The sequence below is a fragment of the Pseudomaricurvus alkylphenolicus genome (assembly GCF_011683955.1).
GTDB classification, from domain to species: domain Bacteria; phylum Pseudomonadota; class Gammaproteobacteria; order Pseudomonadales; family Cellvibrionaceae; genus Pseudomaricurvus; species Pseudomaricurvus alkylphenolicus.
Genome location: NZ_JAAQPI010000001.1, coordinates 274,859 through 291,762, shown reverse-complemented (window position 1 = coordinate 291,762; position 16,904 = coordinate 274,859). Strand labels below are relative to the sequence as shown.

Below are 16,904 nucleotides of genomic sequence, written 5' to 3'. Positions count from 1 at the left end.
CGCTGGATTTCTACGCCAAAGGGTGGTCGAGCGGTGGTCACTCCAGTCTGGGTCACCGTTCGACCGCTCGCCCAACTGCGGCCACGACTATATCGGCGTTAGCCACATTGGACTCAATATCCCGTGAACATTGATGGCATTGAAGCCCTCCACCTGTTTTAGAAGCGGTCGCCGAAGTGATTAAGCTCGCTAATGTGACAACCGCGGTCTGCCAAGTATCTGGTCACGCCGGCGACGATGCCGCATGCCGCCGGGCAGGTGGCCTTAAGGGCAAATTCAGGCACATTACCCGTTTCAGTCTTCAAGGTATTAACCTTTGAAATTCATTAATCAGAAGGACTGACCCGGAACCCAATTGGTGCCTGCCAGAGGGACGCGTGCCATCGCGGCAGATTCCACCGTCAGTGCCACCAGGTCTTCGGGTTCGAGATTGCGCAAGTCGTTTTTACCACAGGCCCGGGCCAGGGTCTGCGCTTCCAAGGTGAGCACGCGCAGATAGTTGGCCAAACGGCGACCGCCTTCTACAGGATCCAGTCGTTGAGCTAACTCAGGGTCCTGGGTGGAAATTCCCGCAGGGTCCTTACCCTCGTGGTAATCGTCGTAAAAGCCTGCAGCGGAGCCGATTTTTTTAAAGTCGTTATCCCACTTTGGATGGTTACAACCCAGGGCCACCAGTGCGGCAGTGCCAATGGCGACCGCATCGGCACCGAGAGCCATGCACTTGGCCACGTCGGCACCGTTGCGAATACCACCGGAGACGATCAACTGTACTTCACGGTGCATGCCCATTTCCTGCAGCGCCTGCACCGCTTGCGGAATGGCGGCGAGGGTGGGAACACCCACGTGTTCAATAAACACTTCCTGGGTGGCGGCGGTACCGCCCTGCATACCGTCCACTACGATCACATCGGCACCGGCTTTTACTGCCAGTTTGGTGTCATAGTAGGTGCGGGTGGCGCCGACCTTGATATAGATAGGCACCCGCCAGTCGGTGATCTCGCGCAGTTCCTGAATCTTGATGGCCAGATCGTCGGGGCCGGTCCAGTCCGGGTGACGGCAGGCGGAGCGCTGGTCCACCCCCTTGGGCAAGGTGCGCATCTCTGCCACACGGTCGGTAATTTTCTGACCCAGCAGCATGCCGCCACCGCCGGGTTTGGCGCCCTGGCCCAACACCACTTCGATGGCGTCGGCTTTGCGCAGATCGTCGGGATTCATGCCGTAGCGCGAGGGCAGGTACTGATACACCAGCTTGCTGGACTGGCCGCGTTCCTCGGGCGTCATGCCGCCGTCACCGGTGGTGGTGGAAGTGCCCGCCGCTGAGGCGCCACGTCCCAGGGCTTCTTTGGCATTGGCCGAGAGGGCGCCAAAGCTCATGCCGGCGATGGTAACCGGGGTGTCGATCACCACCGGTTTCTTGGCAAAGCGGGTACCCAGGGTGACCTGGGTATTGCAAGCCTCGCGATAACCTTCCAGCGGATAGCGGGACATACTGGCGCCCAGAAATAAAAGGTCGTCAAAGTGGGGTACTTTGCGCTTGGCCCCAAAGCCGCGGATATCATAAATACCGGTTTCCGCCGCGCGGCGAATTTCGTTCATGGTAACACGATCAAAGGTGGCCGATTCACGCAGGCCGTCCTGCACATTCAGGTCCTGTTCTTCACTCATATCACTTTCCTCCAGGGCGGCTCAGTAGGCGTTGTCAATCTTAAAGTTGTAGAGCTCACGGGCGGAGCCGTAGCGCTTAAAGTCGGCCGGGTTGTCATCAAAACCGGCGCGATTGAGCAGTTCGGTCAATTCCGTCAAATGCTCTTCACGCATCTCTTTTTCGACGCAGTCAGCGCCCAGGGACTTGACGCTGCCCTTGACGTAAATTCGGGTTTCGTAGAGGGAGTCGCCCAGGGCTTCCCCGGCATCGCCGCACACCACCAGGGTGCCGGCCTGGGCCATAAAACAGCTCATGTGGCCGACGTTGCCACCCACCACAATATCCGCGCCTTTCAGCGAAATGCCGCAACGGGAGCCAGCGTTGCCGTCGATGACCAGGAGTCCGCCATGGGCGGTAGCACCGGCGGCGGCCGAGGCGTCTCCCTTGACGCGCACAGAACCGGACATCATATTTTCCGCCAGACCCGGGCCGGCATTGCCATGCACGGTGACGCTGGCGGACTTGTTCATGCCGGCGCAAAAATAGCCGGCGTGGCCGTGAATATCCACGGCGACACTGGCGTCGAGACCACAGGCAATGTTGTGGGCGCCCTTGGGATTGGTAACAACGAATTCACGCTCACTGCAATGTTCAGCCTGATCGTGAAGAGCCTGATTGAGCTCGCGAACACTGCCAGCGGCAATATCAATGGTTTTCATGGTGATCCTCCAGATTACAAGGCGCTTATCAGGCCGGTTGCCCGGTTGGCTGTGAGCGCTCCCAGACATAGATGGTGGCGGGTTCCGGCTCCCAGACGCGGGCGTTTTCAATTCCAGGCAGCGTGGTTAAGGCCTGGTATTCCGAGGCCATGGCAACGTAGTCGTCTGTCTCGGCCAGCACCGCGGGTTTGCAGGCGATTGGATCGCGCACCACGGCGAAACCGTCACGGGTACCAATGGTGAGGGTGTAAAAGCCGTCAAAGTCTTTGAGGCCGTTTTCGAGTGCCTGGTTGAGACTGTCACCTTCTCTTAATCGCCAGGTCAGATAACCTGCGGCCACTTCGGTGTCGTTTTCCGTTTCGAAGTGAATGCCACGTCGTCGGAGTTCCTCACGCATGCGGTTATGATTGGAAAAAGAACCGTTGTGAACCAGGCACAAATCCTCGCCGGTGGAAAAGGGGTGGGAGCCCTCCATGGTGACCGCCGATTCCGTTGCCATTCGGGTGTGGCCGATGATATGGCTGCCTTTCATACCCTGCAGATCAAAGGTCTGGGCAATATTCTCGGGCAGGCCCACTTCTTTTAGAATTTCGATGGAACGGCCGGCACTCAGCTGCAGAACCTCTGGAGTCTGTTCGCTGATCAACGCCGTGGCGCTGTCAACATCCGAGTGTATTTTGAATACGGCGACGTTGTTGTTTTGAAAGAACTGGACGCCGGTGCCCAAATCCGTCTCAACGCGGCTGGCCAGCGCCGCCCAATCATAGTTGACATCCGGGTGCCGCAACGTCAGCTTGATCGCCTCGTCGCTTACTTCATCGCCATAGATGGCAAAGCCGGCGCTGTCCGGCCCACGGTCAGTCATGGCAACCAGCATGGGTGCAAACAGCTCACCAATGCGGCTTTCCAGGGCAGGGTTCTTCAGATAGAGTCCAACGATTCCACACATAGGATTTAACCTCTTAATTCCATCAAAACAGTTCCAGGTAGCGCTCGCGCTCCCAGTCGGAGACGTGGCGACAGTAGTCAATCCACTCATTGCGCTTGAGCGCGATAAATTCCCGGCAGATGTCCTTGCCGATCAGCTCCTGTAACAAGGTGTTCTGTTCCAAAGCCGTAACGGCTTCCCCCAGGTTTTGCGGCAGCAGTTCAATCCCCTTGTCTTTACGCTCGTCCTCGGAAAGGCTGTAGAGATTGATGTTGGTGGGTTCGCCGGGATCGAGTTCGCGCTCGACGCCGTCCAGCCCGGCGGCAATCAGAGCCGCGTGTACCAGATAGGGATTGCAACCGGCATCGGGCAGTCGAAACTCCAGGCGACCGTAAGGGATACGCACCATTGCCGAGCGGTTGTTATCACCGTAGCAGATATAGGCCGGCGCCCAGGTGGCACCGGAAGCGGAGCCACCCACCACCAGACGCTTGTAGGAATTGACCGTGGGTGCGGCAAAGGCGCAGAGTGCCCGGGCGTGATGCATCAATCCGCCAAGAAAATGGTAGGCCATCTTCGACAGGCCCATGCCATGGGCATCACTGTCGTCGCCGAACAGGTTGGTGCCCTGATCGTCAGTGATGGACAAATGGAAGTGCATGCCATTGCCGGTACGGTCTGATGAAGGCTTTGGCATAAAGGAGCAGACCATGCCCATGTCATGGGCAATTTCGCCGGCGGCCATACGCACAAAGGTAAAACGGTCGGCGGAAGTCAGCGCGTCGCTGTAAGTGTAATTGATCTCGAACTGCCCGTTGGCGTCTTCGTGATCGATCTGGTACACATCAAAGTCGACCTGCTGCAGCGCCCCGACAAAGGTTTCCAGAAACGCCCGGGAGCGAGACAGGCCTTTGTAGTCGTAGCAGGGTTTGTCGAGCGTATCCGACTTATCGACCAGCGCCAGACTGCCGTCTTCGGTACGTTCGAACAATGACATCTCCGGCTCCAGGCCGGTATTAAGCGTCCAGCCTTTTTCAGTGAGTTTGCTGATTTGCTTCTTCAGGACCACCCGTGAGCAATAGTCATAGGGTTCGCCATTGACGTGTCCGTCACAGGCGATGCGGGCGTAGCCCGGTTGCCAGGGGACGATGGACAAGGTGTCCAGGTCACCACGGGCAAGAAAGTCGGGGCTATGTGGCTCCATACCCAGCCCCCAGACGGCAAAGCCGGCAAATCCCGCACCATCTTCAACAACATCCATCAGGTTCTTGGCGGGTACGGATTTGGTTTTGGCAACGCCGTGGATATCCACGAACTGGGCCAGGACAAATTGAATGTCATTTTCCTCGATAAACTGTTTTGGCTGTTTCGACATAGCGGGCTCCCGTAGCGAGTTGCTTGATCAGGACATAGAAACTGAAAATTCCTGATGGTTAATTTATTTTCTCTTTGGGAAAGGCAATAATAGCGCCAAATATTCCTAACAGGAATAAAAAATTCAATAAATTGGTAAGCTACTGATTTGTATGCAATAGTTGCGTATGCGGATAGTTGAAGGTTATAAAACGTGGCATGATGAGCGGCATTCGGTGCCCCCGGCAGGGGGCCGGCAGGAACTAAAATGGCGCAGCAGCGACCCCAATGCACCAACAGTGAGCACAATGACGGACGTTACAGGAAAGCAGTTTAACCTCGATCAGTTTATTGCCATGAAGGTCAAACAGGCTCGACTCAAGGAAAACCTGAAGATCACCGATGTCTCGCGCATCTCTGGCATCAGCCAGGGAATGATCAGCAAAATCGAAAATGCTCAGGTGTCCACCAGTCTGGAGACGCTCAGCCGCCTGTGTCTTGCCATTGGCTTACCGATCTCCAAATTGTTTCAAGACTTCGATCGCCCGGACGGTACCGCGCAGTTCACCAAGGCCGGGCAGGGGCTGGAGGTGGTACGCCGAGGCACTGACAAGGGCCATACCTACCACCTGCTCACCTATCAGCGCGGTGCCACCAAATCGTTTGAACCGTTCCTGGTGACCATGGATGACCTGGCGGAAGTTTTCCCCACATTTACGCATCCTGGCGAAGAGTTTATCTATGTACTGGAAGGGAAGTTATCCTATCGCCACGGCAATCATATTTACCATATGGAGGCCGGTGACAGTTTGACCTTTGATGGGGAGGTGCCCCATGGTCCTGAAACTTTGGTTGAGGTGCCGATCAAACTACTGTCGTTTATTAATTACTCTGCGGCGCATTGACTGTCGCGTGTTCTACTGGATGTTTGTAGCAGCCCGAGGGCGATGGGCTTGGCACTCCGTATCATTCGCGCTCAGAGCCCGCTCCTACAGGGATCGTGGTTGTAGGAGCCCGCTCCGAGGGCGATCAGCTAGTCGGCGAGTAGTTCGCGGCCAATAATCAACTTCATAATTTCATTGGTGCCGCCATAAATGCGTTGAATCCGGGCGTCGGCGTAGGCGCGGGCTACCGGATACTCCCACATATAACCATAACCGCCGTGCAATTGCAGGCATTCATCAATCACCTTGCCCTGCAGGTCCGTCGACAGCATCTTGGCTTTTGCCGCCGTTACCGGGTCGAGCTTTTTATCCAGATGCAGTTCCAGACAGCGGTCCACAAATACCCGCATTGCGGTGATTTCAGCATCCAACTGCGCCAGCTTGAATTGGGTATTCTGGAAGCCGGCGATCGGCTGACCGAAGGCTTTGCGCTCTTTCACATAAGCCACCGTTTGCTCCAGAATCGATTCCATGCTGGCCATAGCACCAATTGCCACGCCAAGACGCTCCTGGGGTAATTCCTGCATCAGGTAAATAAAGCCCTTGCCTTCCTCGCCCAGCAAATTTTCCTTGGGAACCCGAACATCCTGGAAGAACAGCTCGGACGTGTCCTGGGCTTTCAACCCGATTTTTTCGAGATTGGCACCTTTTTCGAATCCTGGCGTACCGGCTTCCACCAGAATCAGGCTGATGCCTTTTGCACCGGCAGATGGATCAGTCTTGCACACAACAATCACCAGATCAGCGTGCTGGCCGTTGGTGATAAAGGTCTTCGAACCGTTGATTACATAGTCATCACCGTCCAAGACCGCGGTGGTTTTTACGCCTTGCAGATCCGAGCCAGTCCCCGGTTCTGTCATGGCGATCGCGGTAATAATCTCACCGGAAAGGCAGCCCGGCATGTATTTTTGTTTTTGTGCTTCGGAACCGTTGTTGATGATGTAGGGTACGCCAATGTCGGAGTGGAGACCAAAGCCGGGGCCAGACAGACCCAGTCTGACCAGTTCTTCGTTGACGATCGCGTTATAACGAAAATCGAGGCCGAGTCCACCATAGGCCTCGGGTACGGTGGGGGCTAAAAAGCCCATTTCACCGGCTTTGGTCCACAGGGCGCGGTCAACTTGGCCGTCCTTTTCCCATTGGGCGTGGTGGGGCACGGCTTCAGCTTCCAGAAATTTTCGTACACTGTCGCGAAACTGCTCGTGTTCGGGTTCAAATAATGTTCTAGGAATCACGGTGTCTTCTCTTTGTCTATCATCTTCGTAGGGTGGATTAGCGAAGCGTAATCCACCGGTTCCTATTCACATTCGTAGTAATTTGGTGGATTCCAAAAGTAGGCGCTCTAGGCGACGCTTCGCTAATCCACCCTACGGGAATATGGAGCTAGTTGAATAATTCACCAGCTTCGAGTTTTTCAGCCACAATCGCCGGCGTCTTAAAGCGGTCGCCATACTTTTCCGCCAGCTCATCGCAACGATCGATAAATCGCTGCAAGCCGTAGGTATTCACGAACTGCAGATACCCTCCGGTCCAGGTGGGTGCACCAATACCCAAGAGAGAGCCAATATTGCCGTCAGCGACAGAGCGCAGTACGCCCTCCTGCAGACATTTAAGGCTTTCGATAACATTGCTGAACAGCAGGCGGTCTTTGATATCGTCGTCGCTGACCTTAAGCTCTGGTTTGTAATAGAGTTCGTGCAGTTTTGGCCAGATGATTTTGCCGGCATCGCTGTATTCGTAAAAACCACCGTCTCCGTGGTAACGGCCACCGTGGTTGTATTCCTTGACCAGGGTATTGATCAAATCGGTGGCGAGGGGACGCAGGTCGTCATCAGCTGAAATCAGACCTTGAGATATCTGGGTTTCGCGAATCTCCATCCCGAGACGCATGCTGATTTCATCGTAGATGGTCAGGGGACCGACGGGCATACCGATGGCTTTACCGAGATTATCAACTCTCAACGGGTTAATCCCCTCGGCGACCATCTGTGCCGCTTCATTGAGTTGCGAGGTAAACGTCCGGGAGGTAAAGAATCCCAGGCTGTCGTTGACCACAATTGGTGTTTTTCGAATCTGCCGCACAAAGTCAAAGGCCTTGGCCAGGGTTTCATCGCTGGTCTTTTCACCACAGATGATCTCCACCAACGGCATTTTGTCCACCGGCGAAAAGAAGTGAATACCAATAAACTTCTCCGGGTTGGCACTGGCTTCGGCCAACTGAGTAATGGGCAGCGTGGAGGTATTGGAGCCCCAGACGCCGTCCTCGGCCAGCTGGCCTTCGGTACTGCGGGTAATCTGGTGTTTCAGTTCCATTTTTTCGAATACGGCTTCGATAATCAGATCACAACCAGCCAGATCTGTATCCTGATCGGTGGCTTTGATCAGGTTCAGCACGGATTCCTTTTTGGCCTCGTCGGCACGGCCGCGCTGGATGGCCTTATCCATAAGTTTGGCTGTATAGGCTTTACCTTTTTCCGCCGCTTCGAGAGAAACATCCTTAAGTACTACCTCGATTCCCGCCATGGCGGACACATTGGCAATACCTTGACCCATCATGCCGGCACCGATCACACCGACCTTGGTAACCTCACTGCGTTCGATGCCCTCGGGACGACTGGCGCCACCGTTGACCTGCCCCATCTGGAAGAAAAAGGCCGTGATCATATTTTTGGCAACAGCGCTGGGCACCAGTGACATAAACTTGCGTGTTTCGATACGCAGCGCGGTATCAAAATCCACGGTCACCGCTTCCACCGCCGTCTCCAGTATACGCTCCGGTGCCGGCAACAGCCCACGGGTTTTCTGCATCAGCTGTTGTGGTGCCATGCTGGCCAGTTGGGCGACCTTGGGGCTCTTGATATTGCCGCCAGGTACCTTGAAACCTTTTTGATCCCAGGGTTGCAGGGCGGCGGTGTCGTCGCCTTTTTGCGCCAGTATCCAGGCTTTGGCACGGGGTACCAGCTCATCGACGGTGTCGACAGTTTCGTTGATCAAACCTTCGCTTAACGCCTTGGCGGCCTTGATCTTTTTGCCTTCCAGCAAATAGGGCAGGGCTTTTTCCAGACCGAGGAGATTGGTGAGACGTACAACACCACCCGCACCAGGCAATAAGCCTAATCCTACTTCCGGCAGGCCTACAATGACGGCTTTGCTGTCCCAAGCAATGCGGTAGTTGCAACTCAGGCAGATTTCAAAGCCGCCGCCCAGTGCTGCACCGTTGATGGCCGCCACCACGGGTGCTGGCAGTTTCTCAATCCGGCGCAGGAAGTTCTTGGTTTCGACACCTTCCTTAAAAAAGTCCTCGATTTGATCAGCTTCCACCTGCACCAGGTCGTTGAGGTCTCCGCCGGCGAAAAAGGTTTTTTTGGTGGATGCGAAAATGACGCCGGTGAGTGCCGGTTCCGCTTCGAGGCGCTCGATGGTGGTTCGCATCGCATCGTTGTATTCCGCGTTCATGGCATTGACCGGTCCGGTCATGTTCATGGTGATGGTGACGATGTCGTTGTTGTCTTTGTCGTAGTTGAATACACTCATTTTGGTTTCCTGAATTGTGTTTGAATCCTTTTCCAGGATATGGTGGATTACGGCTTCGCCTAATCCACCCTACAAAATTTTTCCCGGAGGGTGGTGGCGTTGGTCTTTAGAGACGCTCAATAATGGTGGAGATACCCATGCCGCCGCCGACACAAAGGGACAGCATCGCGCGTTTCAATCCACGCCGCTCCAGCTCGTCCAGCATGGTGCTCACCAGAATGGCTCCGGTAGCACCCAGCGGGTGGCCCAGGGCGATGGCGCCGCCGTTGACGTTGGTGATCTCTGGGTCAATATTCAGGTCTTTCATATAACGCAGGGCCACCGAAGCGAAGGCTTCGTTGATTTCCCATAGATCAATATCACTCTTCTTCAGACCCGCAATTTTCAGGCACTTTTGCGCCGCCGGCCCCGGGCCGATCAACATGATTGAGGGCTCGGTCGAGGTGACCGCTCCGGCGACAATGCGACCGCGAGGCGTCAGGCCAAGGTCTCGACCGGCCTGCTCGCTACCAATCAACACCGCACTGGCACCATCGACGATACCCGAGGAGTTGCCCGGGGTGTGAACGTGGTTGATTGATTGCACCTCGGGGTATTTGGAGAGCAGCATATCGTCCATACCCATCGCTCCCAGCTTTTCGAACGAGGCATTGAGCCCGGCCAGGCCCTCCATGGTGGTATTGGGCTTGATAAAGTTGTCTTTTTCCAGGATGGTGAGGCCGTTAACATCTTTTACCGGCACTACCGACTTGTCGAAGTAGCCGCTATCGCGGGCAAAGCTGGCACGATGCTGGGATTGCAAGGCATAGGCATCCACATCTTCGCGACTCCAGCCTTCCAGGGTGGCAATCATATCGGCGCCTATGCCCTGAGCCACAAAACGTTGACTCATCACATATTCAGGATCACCACCAAAGGCCCCCCCGGCAGAGCCCATAGGAACGCGGGACATGCACTCAATACCACCGGCTACCATCAGCTGGTTCCAACCCGACATCACGTTCTGGGCCGCGGAGTTAACCGCTTCCAGGCCAGAGGCGCAAAAGCGGTCCATTTGCACGCCGGCGACACTCTCATCCCAACCGGCAAACTGCACAATCGACTTGGCGACGTCCGCCCCTTGATCGCCCACAGGCTGGGTACAGCCCAGCATCACGTCATCGACATAGGCGGTGTCCAGCTGGTGACGCTGCTGCAGCTCGCGCAGCAGGCCTGCACCCAGCTCGATCGGTTTGACTTCATGCAGCGAACCATCCTTCTTACCCTTGCTGCGCGGCGTTCGAATAGCGTCGTAGATATAGGCCTGATTAGTCATGATTACCTCGTTCTGTCATGGCGACTGTTTTGTGTTTGTGTTTCATTTTGTGGCGTCATTCCGCCGCTTCGACTTGGATCAGCAGTTCGTCCGCTGCCACCTGGGTTCCGGCTTCCACCAGGATATCCGTCACCGTGCCCGCGGTTTCCGCCGTGAGTTCATAGAACATCTTCATCGCTTCCAGAATCGCCAGGGTTTGACCGGCCTCGACGCTGTCGCCGGTCTGCACCTTGAGCTCCAGCAATTGGCCGTGCATCGGGGCGATAATATTGCCGCCTCCGGCAGTTTGATCTTGTAAGCCGTCGAACGGAATTTCATCCCGATAGACGCTGGAGACACCACCCTCGGACAGATAGAGTTTATCTGCGGTCTTCTGGAAGCAGGCTTTGACTCGTCTTCCATCCACACTCAATTTTGCGATACCGTCGTTGATGCTGATGACATTAACAGTGCAGGTATGATCGCCTTCATCGGTAACGATGTAAGTATCTTCATCGTCAGGGGTGATCCACAAATCGAGAGCTTTCTCACCGTGCTGGTAGCGCTTGCGGGAAGGCATTGGTGTTGAACTGGACCAGTTTTTTAAACCGGCGGCGACATTGACGCTGCTGGCAAAAGCCTGTTGATGTTGTAATTGCAACTCGATGACGGCGGCAATGGCATTGTTGCAGAAGGACGGGGGGCGCTGCTCCAGCTGCTCGGGGGAAAACTCCTCGCCAATAAAGGCGGTGGTAGCGGCGCCTTCGATAAACACTTCGTTTTCAATACAGGCCTTAAGAAAGTCCCGATTGGTTCGGGTGCCAAACAACAAGGTCTGGTTCAATGCCTCAATCATGCGCAGACGGGCCACCTCCCGCGACGGACCACTGGTGATCACCTTGGCGATCATGGGGTCGTAGTAGGGGGAGACTTCCTGGCCGCTGCGGATACCGTGATCCACCCGAATACCTTCGCCTTGTGGAGGCGACCAGAGATGAATTGGGCCGGAGGTGGGTAGAAAATCCTGGCTGGTATCTTCCGCATAGAGCCGCACCTCGATGGCATGCCCCTGCAGCTTAATGTCTTCCTGAGTCAGACCCAAGGGCTCACCTTGGGCAACTTGAATCTGCAGAGCGACGAGATCAAGACCGGTGATTAGCTCAGTGACCGGATGCTCCACCTGCAGGCGGGTATTCATTTCCAGGAAATAAAACGCTCCGTTTTCAGCCAACAGGAATTCAACGGTACCGGCGCCCTGGTAGTTTATGCTTTTGGCGGCGGCCACGGCGGCGGCTCCCATTCTTTCCCGCAGGGCATCGGTCATGATGGGGCAAGGGGCTTCCTCCACAACCTTCTGGTGACGTCGTTGCACCGAACAGTCTCGTTCACCCAGGTGAACGGTGTTGCCCTGACTATCGGCGAACACCTGCACTTCTACATGGCGGGGTCGAATAATGGCCTGTTCCAGAATCAGCTCATCGGAACCAAACGCCGACAGGGCCTCCGCCCTGGCCAGTTGTAGGGTATCGGCCAGCTCTTCACGATTGTGCACCAGGCGCATGCCACGACCGCCACCTCCAGCGGCAGCTTTTACCATCATCGGCAGATCAATCTTTCCGGCTTCGCGCAACAGTGTGTCATCGCTCTGGTCGACGCCTTCGTAGCCGGGTACACAGGGCACATCTGCCTGGATCATGCGGCGCTTGGCCTCAGCCTTGTTACCCATGAGGTTGATGGCCTCAGCGCTGGGACCAATAAAGATGATGCCTGCGTCGACACAGGCTTGGGCGAAATCGGCGTTTTCGCTGAGAAAGCCGTAGCCGGGATGAATCGCCTGGGCACCCGTTTGCCTGGCTGCATCCAGGATACGCTCTGCAAGCAAATAGGATTCATTCACCGGACCGGCACCGATACACACGGCATCATCGGCCATTTGCACATGCAAGGCGTTGCTGTCGGCCTCAGAATAGACCGCAATGGTGCGATAACCGAGCGCCTTGGCGCTGCGGATAACCCGGCAGGCGATCTCACCACGGTTGGCAATAAGTATGCTGTTAAATCGTGACATGGGTGACTCTCCGAGGTTACTGTTCGGCCCAGGATGGGATGCGTTTTTCCACAAAGGCGGCAATGCCTTCCTTGCCTTCGTCGCTAAACATGCAGGCGGCGAACTGTTCAGAGGCGAAGTCCAGCACGTCATTTTTGGATTGACGGGTGGATTCGAAAATAAGATTTTTTGTCACCGCGTTGGCGTTAGGAGCGCAATGGGCGATCTGATCAAGTACTTCCGCGCACTTCGCTTCAAGGTCATCACTGTCGTCGGCAAGGATGTGGGCCAGTCCCAGATTAACCGCTTCTTCCCCTTTAAAACTGGCCCCAGTCAGCATCAGGCGACGGGCCTGGGTTAAGCCAATTCGTTCGGTGACAAACGGAGAGATCTGCGCTGGAGGGATACCGAGGCTGGTTTCGCTGAGACGAAAACGGGTGTCGCGGGTAACAATGGAAACATCACTCAGACAAGCCAGCCCCAGGCCACCGCCAATCGCGGCACCCTCAATTAGAGTAATGACGGTCTGTGGTTGCTCATTAAGTTTTACCGCCAGGAAACCAAAGCTGCGATTGTAGCGGGCCATGGCGACCTGGGCACCGGCATTGGAGGCCTGGTCGCCATCACCCTGGTCTGCTTTGAAACCCTTGATATTACCGCCGGCGCAGAAAAACCCACCCTTGCCGCGAATAATCAGCGTGCGAATGCTGCGATCGTCTGCAATGGCATCCAGCGTCGCGTGCATCTCGTCAATCACTTCGTCGGTGATTGCGTTTCTGGATTCAGGTTGATTGAACCAGAGCGTCAGGACGCTGGCGTTTCGTTCCAGCAAGATGCTGTTTGTTTCCGGAAGATTTGACATATTAATTTATCTCTCTATAGCCACCAAACCCGTAGCAGCGGGCTCTGACCGCGACTGACTCGAAGTGCCAATCCCAGTCGCCCTCGGAGCGGGCTGCTACAGGTAAGTGGAATAACTCTTAAACACCAACCGTGTTATGTTCTTCGCCAACCATCGCCGCTCGCTGAAACCCGGGCCGGGCTTTCATGCGTTGCAGGTAATCGTCAACCTGGGGCTCATAGTCACTGCCAATGCCCAGGTATTCACCCAGGTACAACGCATAAGCGATATCGATATCGGCGATGGTAAAACGCTTGTCTACTAAAAACTCTCGATCCAGCAGGTGACGATTGAGACGTGTCAGGCGTTTCAGATACCACTTGCGATAGTCCTCTCCGGCTTCGCCCAGACCGCGATCCGACTCAAAGCGGGAATAGCGAAGGAAGATGGTCTGCGGGAAGGTCAGGGTGGCGTCACTGTGAAACAACCAGTTGAGGTAATCGCCGTACTCGGGGTGATCCGGTTTCAAACCAAACTCTTGCTTGCCGTAGCGCTCCACCAGGTACAGCGGTATGCCGGAAGACTCGGTCATATGGGTCTCACCATCGATCATATAGGGAATGGTGCCCAGATCATTGACCTCCAGGAAATCTTTCTGCAGAAAACGTGGCGGAAACGGCATGGACACAACCTCGTACTCAATGCCCATTTCCTCCAGGGCCCAGAGTGCGCGCATGGAGCGGGCCTTGTAGCAATGCCAGACTTTGATGGTCATGCCGATCAGACCCCGTACTGTCGCGACGACAAGTCTCGCAGAATTTCTTCAGAGCCTCCGCCAATCGCATTGACACGAACCTCGCGGTAGATGCGCTCGACCCGGTTATCGCGCAGGTAACTGGCGCCACCCAATATCTGGCTGGCCTCGCGGGCACAGAATTCCATGGTCTCGCTGCACATCACCTTGAGCATGGCAATGTCGGCGGGGTTGGGTTTGTTCTCCATAATTTCCCTGGCGCAGTGATTGATAGTGGCCTGGCAGGCGTTGATGCGTTTCTTCATCTCTGTGATTTTGTGGCGGATCACCTGGTGATCGGCCAGTCGCTTGCCGAAGGTTTTGCGCTGCTGGGCCCAGTTCACCGCTTCTTCCAGGCACACGCGCGCGCTGGCTTCCATCACTATCGACATATTGATGCGCTCGGCGTTGAGGTTATTCATCACTACCTTGAAGCCCTGGTTTTCCTCACCCAGTAAATTGCTTACCGGTACCTTGACGTTGTCAAAGTAAATGGTGGCAGTATCGGAACACCACCAACCCTGTTTGCGATCCAGTGGCGTGCGAGAAACGCCCTCAGTGTCTGTGGGAATCAACAACGCGGACACCCCCCTGGGACCCTCACCACCGGTACGCACGGCGGTGGTGATCCAGCTGGCGCGCATGCCTCCGGTGATAAAGGTCTTGGAGCCGTTGACGATGTAGAAATCACCCTCACGGCGGGCGGTGGTCTGCAGATTGGCCAGGTCAGATCCGCCACCGGGCTCGGTCAGTCCCAGGGAGATACCCTTGCTGCCATCCAAAACGCCGGGAACAACATCCCGCTTTATCGCTTCGTTGGCAAAGTTGGCAACCGGAGGCAGACCAATACTGTGTACCATCATCATCGATTGAACACCGCCGCAACCAACCCGGGCCAGCTCTTCGTAAAGAATACCGTGATAGAGGATATCGATCCCCTCACTGATGCCGCCATAAGCCTCCGGGTAGCCCAGGGCCATCACACCGGCGGCTCCCGCTTTGGCAAACAGCTCCTCAGGTATTTCTCCAGCTTCATCCCACTCAGTTGCGTAGGGCATAATTTCCCGTTCAATAAAACGACGGATTTGCGTGCGCCACTCCTCGTGTTGCGGGGTGAGCAGTGGGTTTGAGATACGGGCACTATCAAAATTTAAAGACATGGATTTGTTTCCTGAAAGACATTTATATGCGGGCAATACCAAAGCTGTTGTCGCGAACTTTTCGATGCCGCGCTTCCCACACGGTTTCCAGCAGGAAGCCCAGTGTCTGGCGCGTGTGCCTGGGGTCGATCATGCCGTCGTCGAGCATGCGGCCGGAGGTATAGAAGGCACTGGATTGAGAGTCGAAGATTGCGGTGATCTTTTCTTCTTGCCTGGCCAATGCTTCTTCGTCAACAGCGGTGTTGGTCGCCGCTGCTTTACCGCGCGCTACCATCGACATGGTTTGCGCCGCCTGGGCACCACCCATCACGCCCGTGGAAGCGTTGGGGAAGGTGTAGAGGAAATCTGGTTCATAGGCGCGACCGCACATGCCATAGTTTCCGGCACCGTAGCCGGCGCCGGTCATCAGGGTTATGCGCGGGACTTCGATATTCTGCACCGCCTGAATCATCTTGGCGCCGTGTTTGATCATGCCGGCCTGCTCGGACTTGGTGCCAACGATATAGCCGGTGGTATTCTGAAGAAACACCACGGGGGTATCGGATTGGTCGCACAGCTGCAGGAACTGGGTTGCCTTGGTCGCGCCGTTGGGATCAATGGAGCCGTTGTTGCCGACGATGCCGCAAGGCATGCCCATGATTTCCGCTTGCAGACACACGGTTGAGGCGCCGTAACGGGGTTTAAAGTCCATAAAGTCCGAACCATCCACCACCCGGGCAACCAGTTCGCGCATATCGTAAGGGGTACGATAGTCGCAGGGGATCACGCCGGCGAGTTCATCGGGATCGTATACAGGTTCGAGAAAACTGCGACGGTTGGGGCGGTCGCAGCCTTTGTTCCATTCCAGCCGGTGGGTCAACTCACGCAGCATATTCACCGCCTGCCCATCGTTTTCTGCAAGGTATTCCACCAATCCGGAGGTGGTGGAGTGCATTTCGGCACCACCCAATTCCTCTTCGGTGGCGATTTCTCCGGTCGCGGCCTTGAGCAGAGGCGGACCGGCGAGAAACGCGCGGCCGTTGTCCTTGACGGCAATGACATAATCACTCAGCCCTGGCATATAGGCGCCGCCCGCCGTGGAGGAACCGTGCAGAATGGAGATGACTGGAATGCCGGCCTTACTCAGCTTGGCCTGGCGGCCAAATAGCTTGCCGCCGTTGATAAAGTTCTCCACCGAATAGTTCATCAGGTCGCCGCCGGCGCTTTCCACCAAGTGGATAAAGGGGAGCTTTTGTTCAAGCGCTATCTCTTCGGCACGCAGCACGCGGTAGCTACTGGCCGTGGTGATCGAGCCGGCCATAATGCCGCTATCGTCCACGACGATCATGGCGCGAATGCCATTGACGAAACCAATACCGGTAATCACAGTACTGCCGGGAATGGATTTTTCCGGATCATCGGTGTCCATCAGATAACCGGCCAGGTTGGCAATTTCAAGAAAGGGCATACCGGGATCAAGCAGGCGTGAAAGGCGCTCTCGCGGCAGTAGCTGGCCGCGAGCCTCAAAGCGAGGCTTACGCTTAGCGGAGATGGCAGCGCCACGACGATTTAAGCCCTTCAGCTTTTCCACCAGCGACAACATTTCGGCACGATTGTTACGGTAGGCGTCAGAGTTGGTTTTGATCTTAGAGTTAAAAACAGTCATA

General features: G+C 55.7%; 14 protein-coding genes. 1 reads left to right on the top strand and 13 read right to left on the bottom strand.

Going from position 1 to position 16,904, the window contains the following annotated elements:
• Positions 1-158: 158 nt before the first annotated feature.
• Genes HBA55_RS01155 through glnT form a run of 5 tightly spaced genes read right to left on the bottom strand, consistent with a single transcriptional unit; the run spans position 159 to position 4,667 of the window.
• Entirely contained in the window at positions 159-305 is a 147-nt protein-coding gene (locus HBA55_RS01155; RefSeq protein ID WP_206019479.1) for a hypothetical protein, read from the bottom strand.
• Between the two features lie 25 nt (positions 306-330).
• A complete protein-coding gene (locus tag HBA55_RS01150) occupies positions 331-1,665 on the bottom strand; it encodes an FMN-binding glutamate synthase family protein (RefSeq protein ID WP_166985722.1) in 1,335 nt (444 codons plus the stop codon).
• Between the two features lie 21 nt (positions 1,666-1,686).
• Complete coding sequence (locus HBA55_RS01145; protein ID WP_166985717.1) at positions 1,687-2,364, bottom strand: GltB/FmdC/FwdC-like GXGXG domain-containing protein; 678 nt, start codon at positions 2,362-2,364, stop codon at positions 1,687-1,689.
• Positions 2,365-2,392: 28 nt separating this feature from the next.
• Positions 2,393-3,313, bottom strand: coding sequence for a class II glutamine amidotransferase (locus HBA55_RS01140; RefSeq protein ID WP_166985711.1), 921 nt, complete (start codon positions 3,311-3,313; stop codon positions 2,393-2,395).
• Positions 3,314-3,335: 22 nt separating this feature from the next.
• Positions 3,336-4,667, bottom strand: a complete 1,332-nt coding sequence (gene glnT, locus HBA55_RS01135; RefSeq protein ID WP_166985705.1) for a type III glutamate--ammonia ligase — start codon at positions 4,665-4,667, stop codon at positions 3,336-3,338.
• A 286-nt stretch (positions 4,668-4,953) separates the two neighbouring features.
• On the opposite strand from glnT, the gene HBA55_RS01130 reads away from it, so the two are divergent.
• The gene (locus HBA55_RS01130; protein ID WP_166985701.1) at positions 4,954-5,550 is read left to right on the top strand and encodes a helix-turn-helix domain-containing protein; all 597 of its coding nucleotides are present in this window, start codon (positions 4,954-4,956) and stop codon (positions 5,548-5,550) included.
• Positions 5,551-5,678: 128 nt separating this feature from the next.
• Here the strand turns inward: HBA55_RS01130 and HBA55_RS01125 are convergent, their stop codons facing one another.
• The 8 genes from HBA55_RS01125 to HBA55_RS01090 form a co-directional block, all read right to left on the bottom strand.
• A complete protein-coding gene (locus tag HBA55_RS01125; protein ID WP_166985698.1) occupies positions 5,679-6,824 on the bottom strand; it encodes an acyl-CoA dehydrogenase family protein in 1,146 nt (381 codons plus the stop codon).
• Positions 6,825-6,972: 148 nt separating this feature from the next.
• Entirely contained in the window at positions 6,973-9,123 is a 2,151-nt protein-coding gene (locus HBA55_RS01120) for a 3-hydroxyacyl-CoA dehydrogenase NAD-binding domain-containing protein (protein ID WP_166985695.1), read from the bottom strand.
• Positions 9,124-9,229: 106 nt separating this feature from the next.
• Positions 9,230-10,438, bottom strand: a complete 1,209-nt coding sequence (locus HBA55_RS01115; protein ID WP_166985692.1) for an acetyl-CoA C-acetyltransferase — start codon at positions 10,436-10,438, stop codon at positions 9,230-9,232.
• Positions 10,439-10,493: 55 nt separating this feature from the next.
• Positions 10,494-12,485 carry an acetyl/propionyl/methylcrotonyl-CoA carboxylase subunit alpha gene (locus HBA55_RS01110; RefSeq protein WP_166985689.1) on the bottom strand — a complete coding sequence of 664 codons (1,992 nt, stop codon included), beginning with the start codon at positions 12,483-12,485 and terminating at the stop codon, positions 10,494-10,496.
• Between the two features lie 16 nt (positions 12,486-12,501).
• On the bottom strand, positions 12,502-13,326 hold the full coding sequence (locus HBA55_RS01105; protein WP_166985686.1) for an enoyl-CoA hydratase/isomerase family protein: 825 nt from the start codon (positions 13,324-13,326) through the stop codon (positions 12,502-12,504).
• Between the two features lie 118 nt (positions 13,327-13,444).
• On the bottom strand, positions 13,445-14,080 hold the full coding sequence (locus HBA55_RS01100) for a glutathione S-transferase family protein (protein WP_206019478.1): 636 nt from the start codon (positions 14,078-14,080) through the stop codon (positions 13,445-13,447).
• 5 nt (positions 14,081-14,085) lie between these two features.
• A complete protein-coding gene (locus HBA55_RS01095) occupies positions 14,086-15,258 on the bottom strand; it encodes an acyl-CoA dehydrogenase family protein (RefSeq protein ID WP_166985683.1) in 1,173 nt (390 codons plus the stop codon).
• 22 nt (positions 15,259-15,280) lie between these two features.
• A complete protein-coding gene (locus HBA55_RS01090) occupies positions 15,281-16,903 on the bottom strand; it encodes an acyl-CoA carboxylase subunit beta (RefSeq protein WP_166985680.1) in 1,623 nt (540 codons plus the stop codon).
• Position 16,904 lies beyond the last annotated feature (1 nt).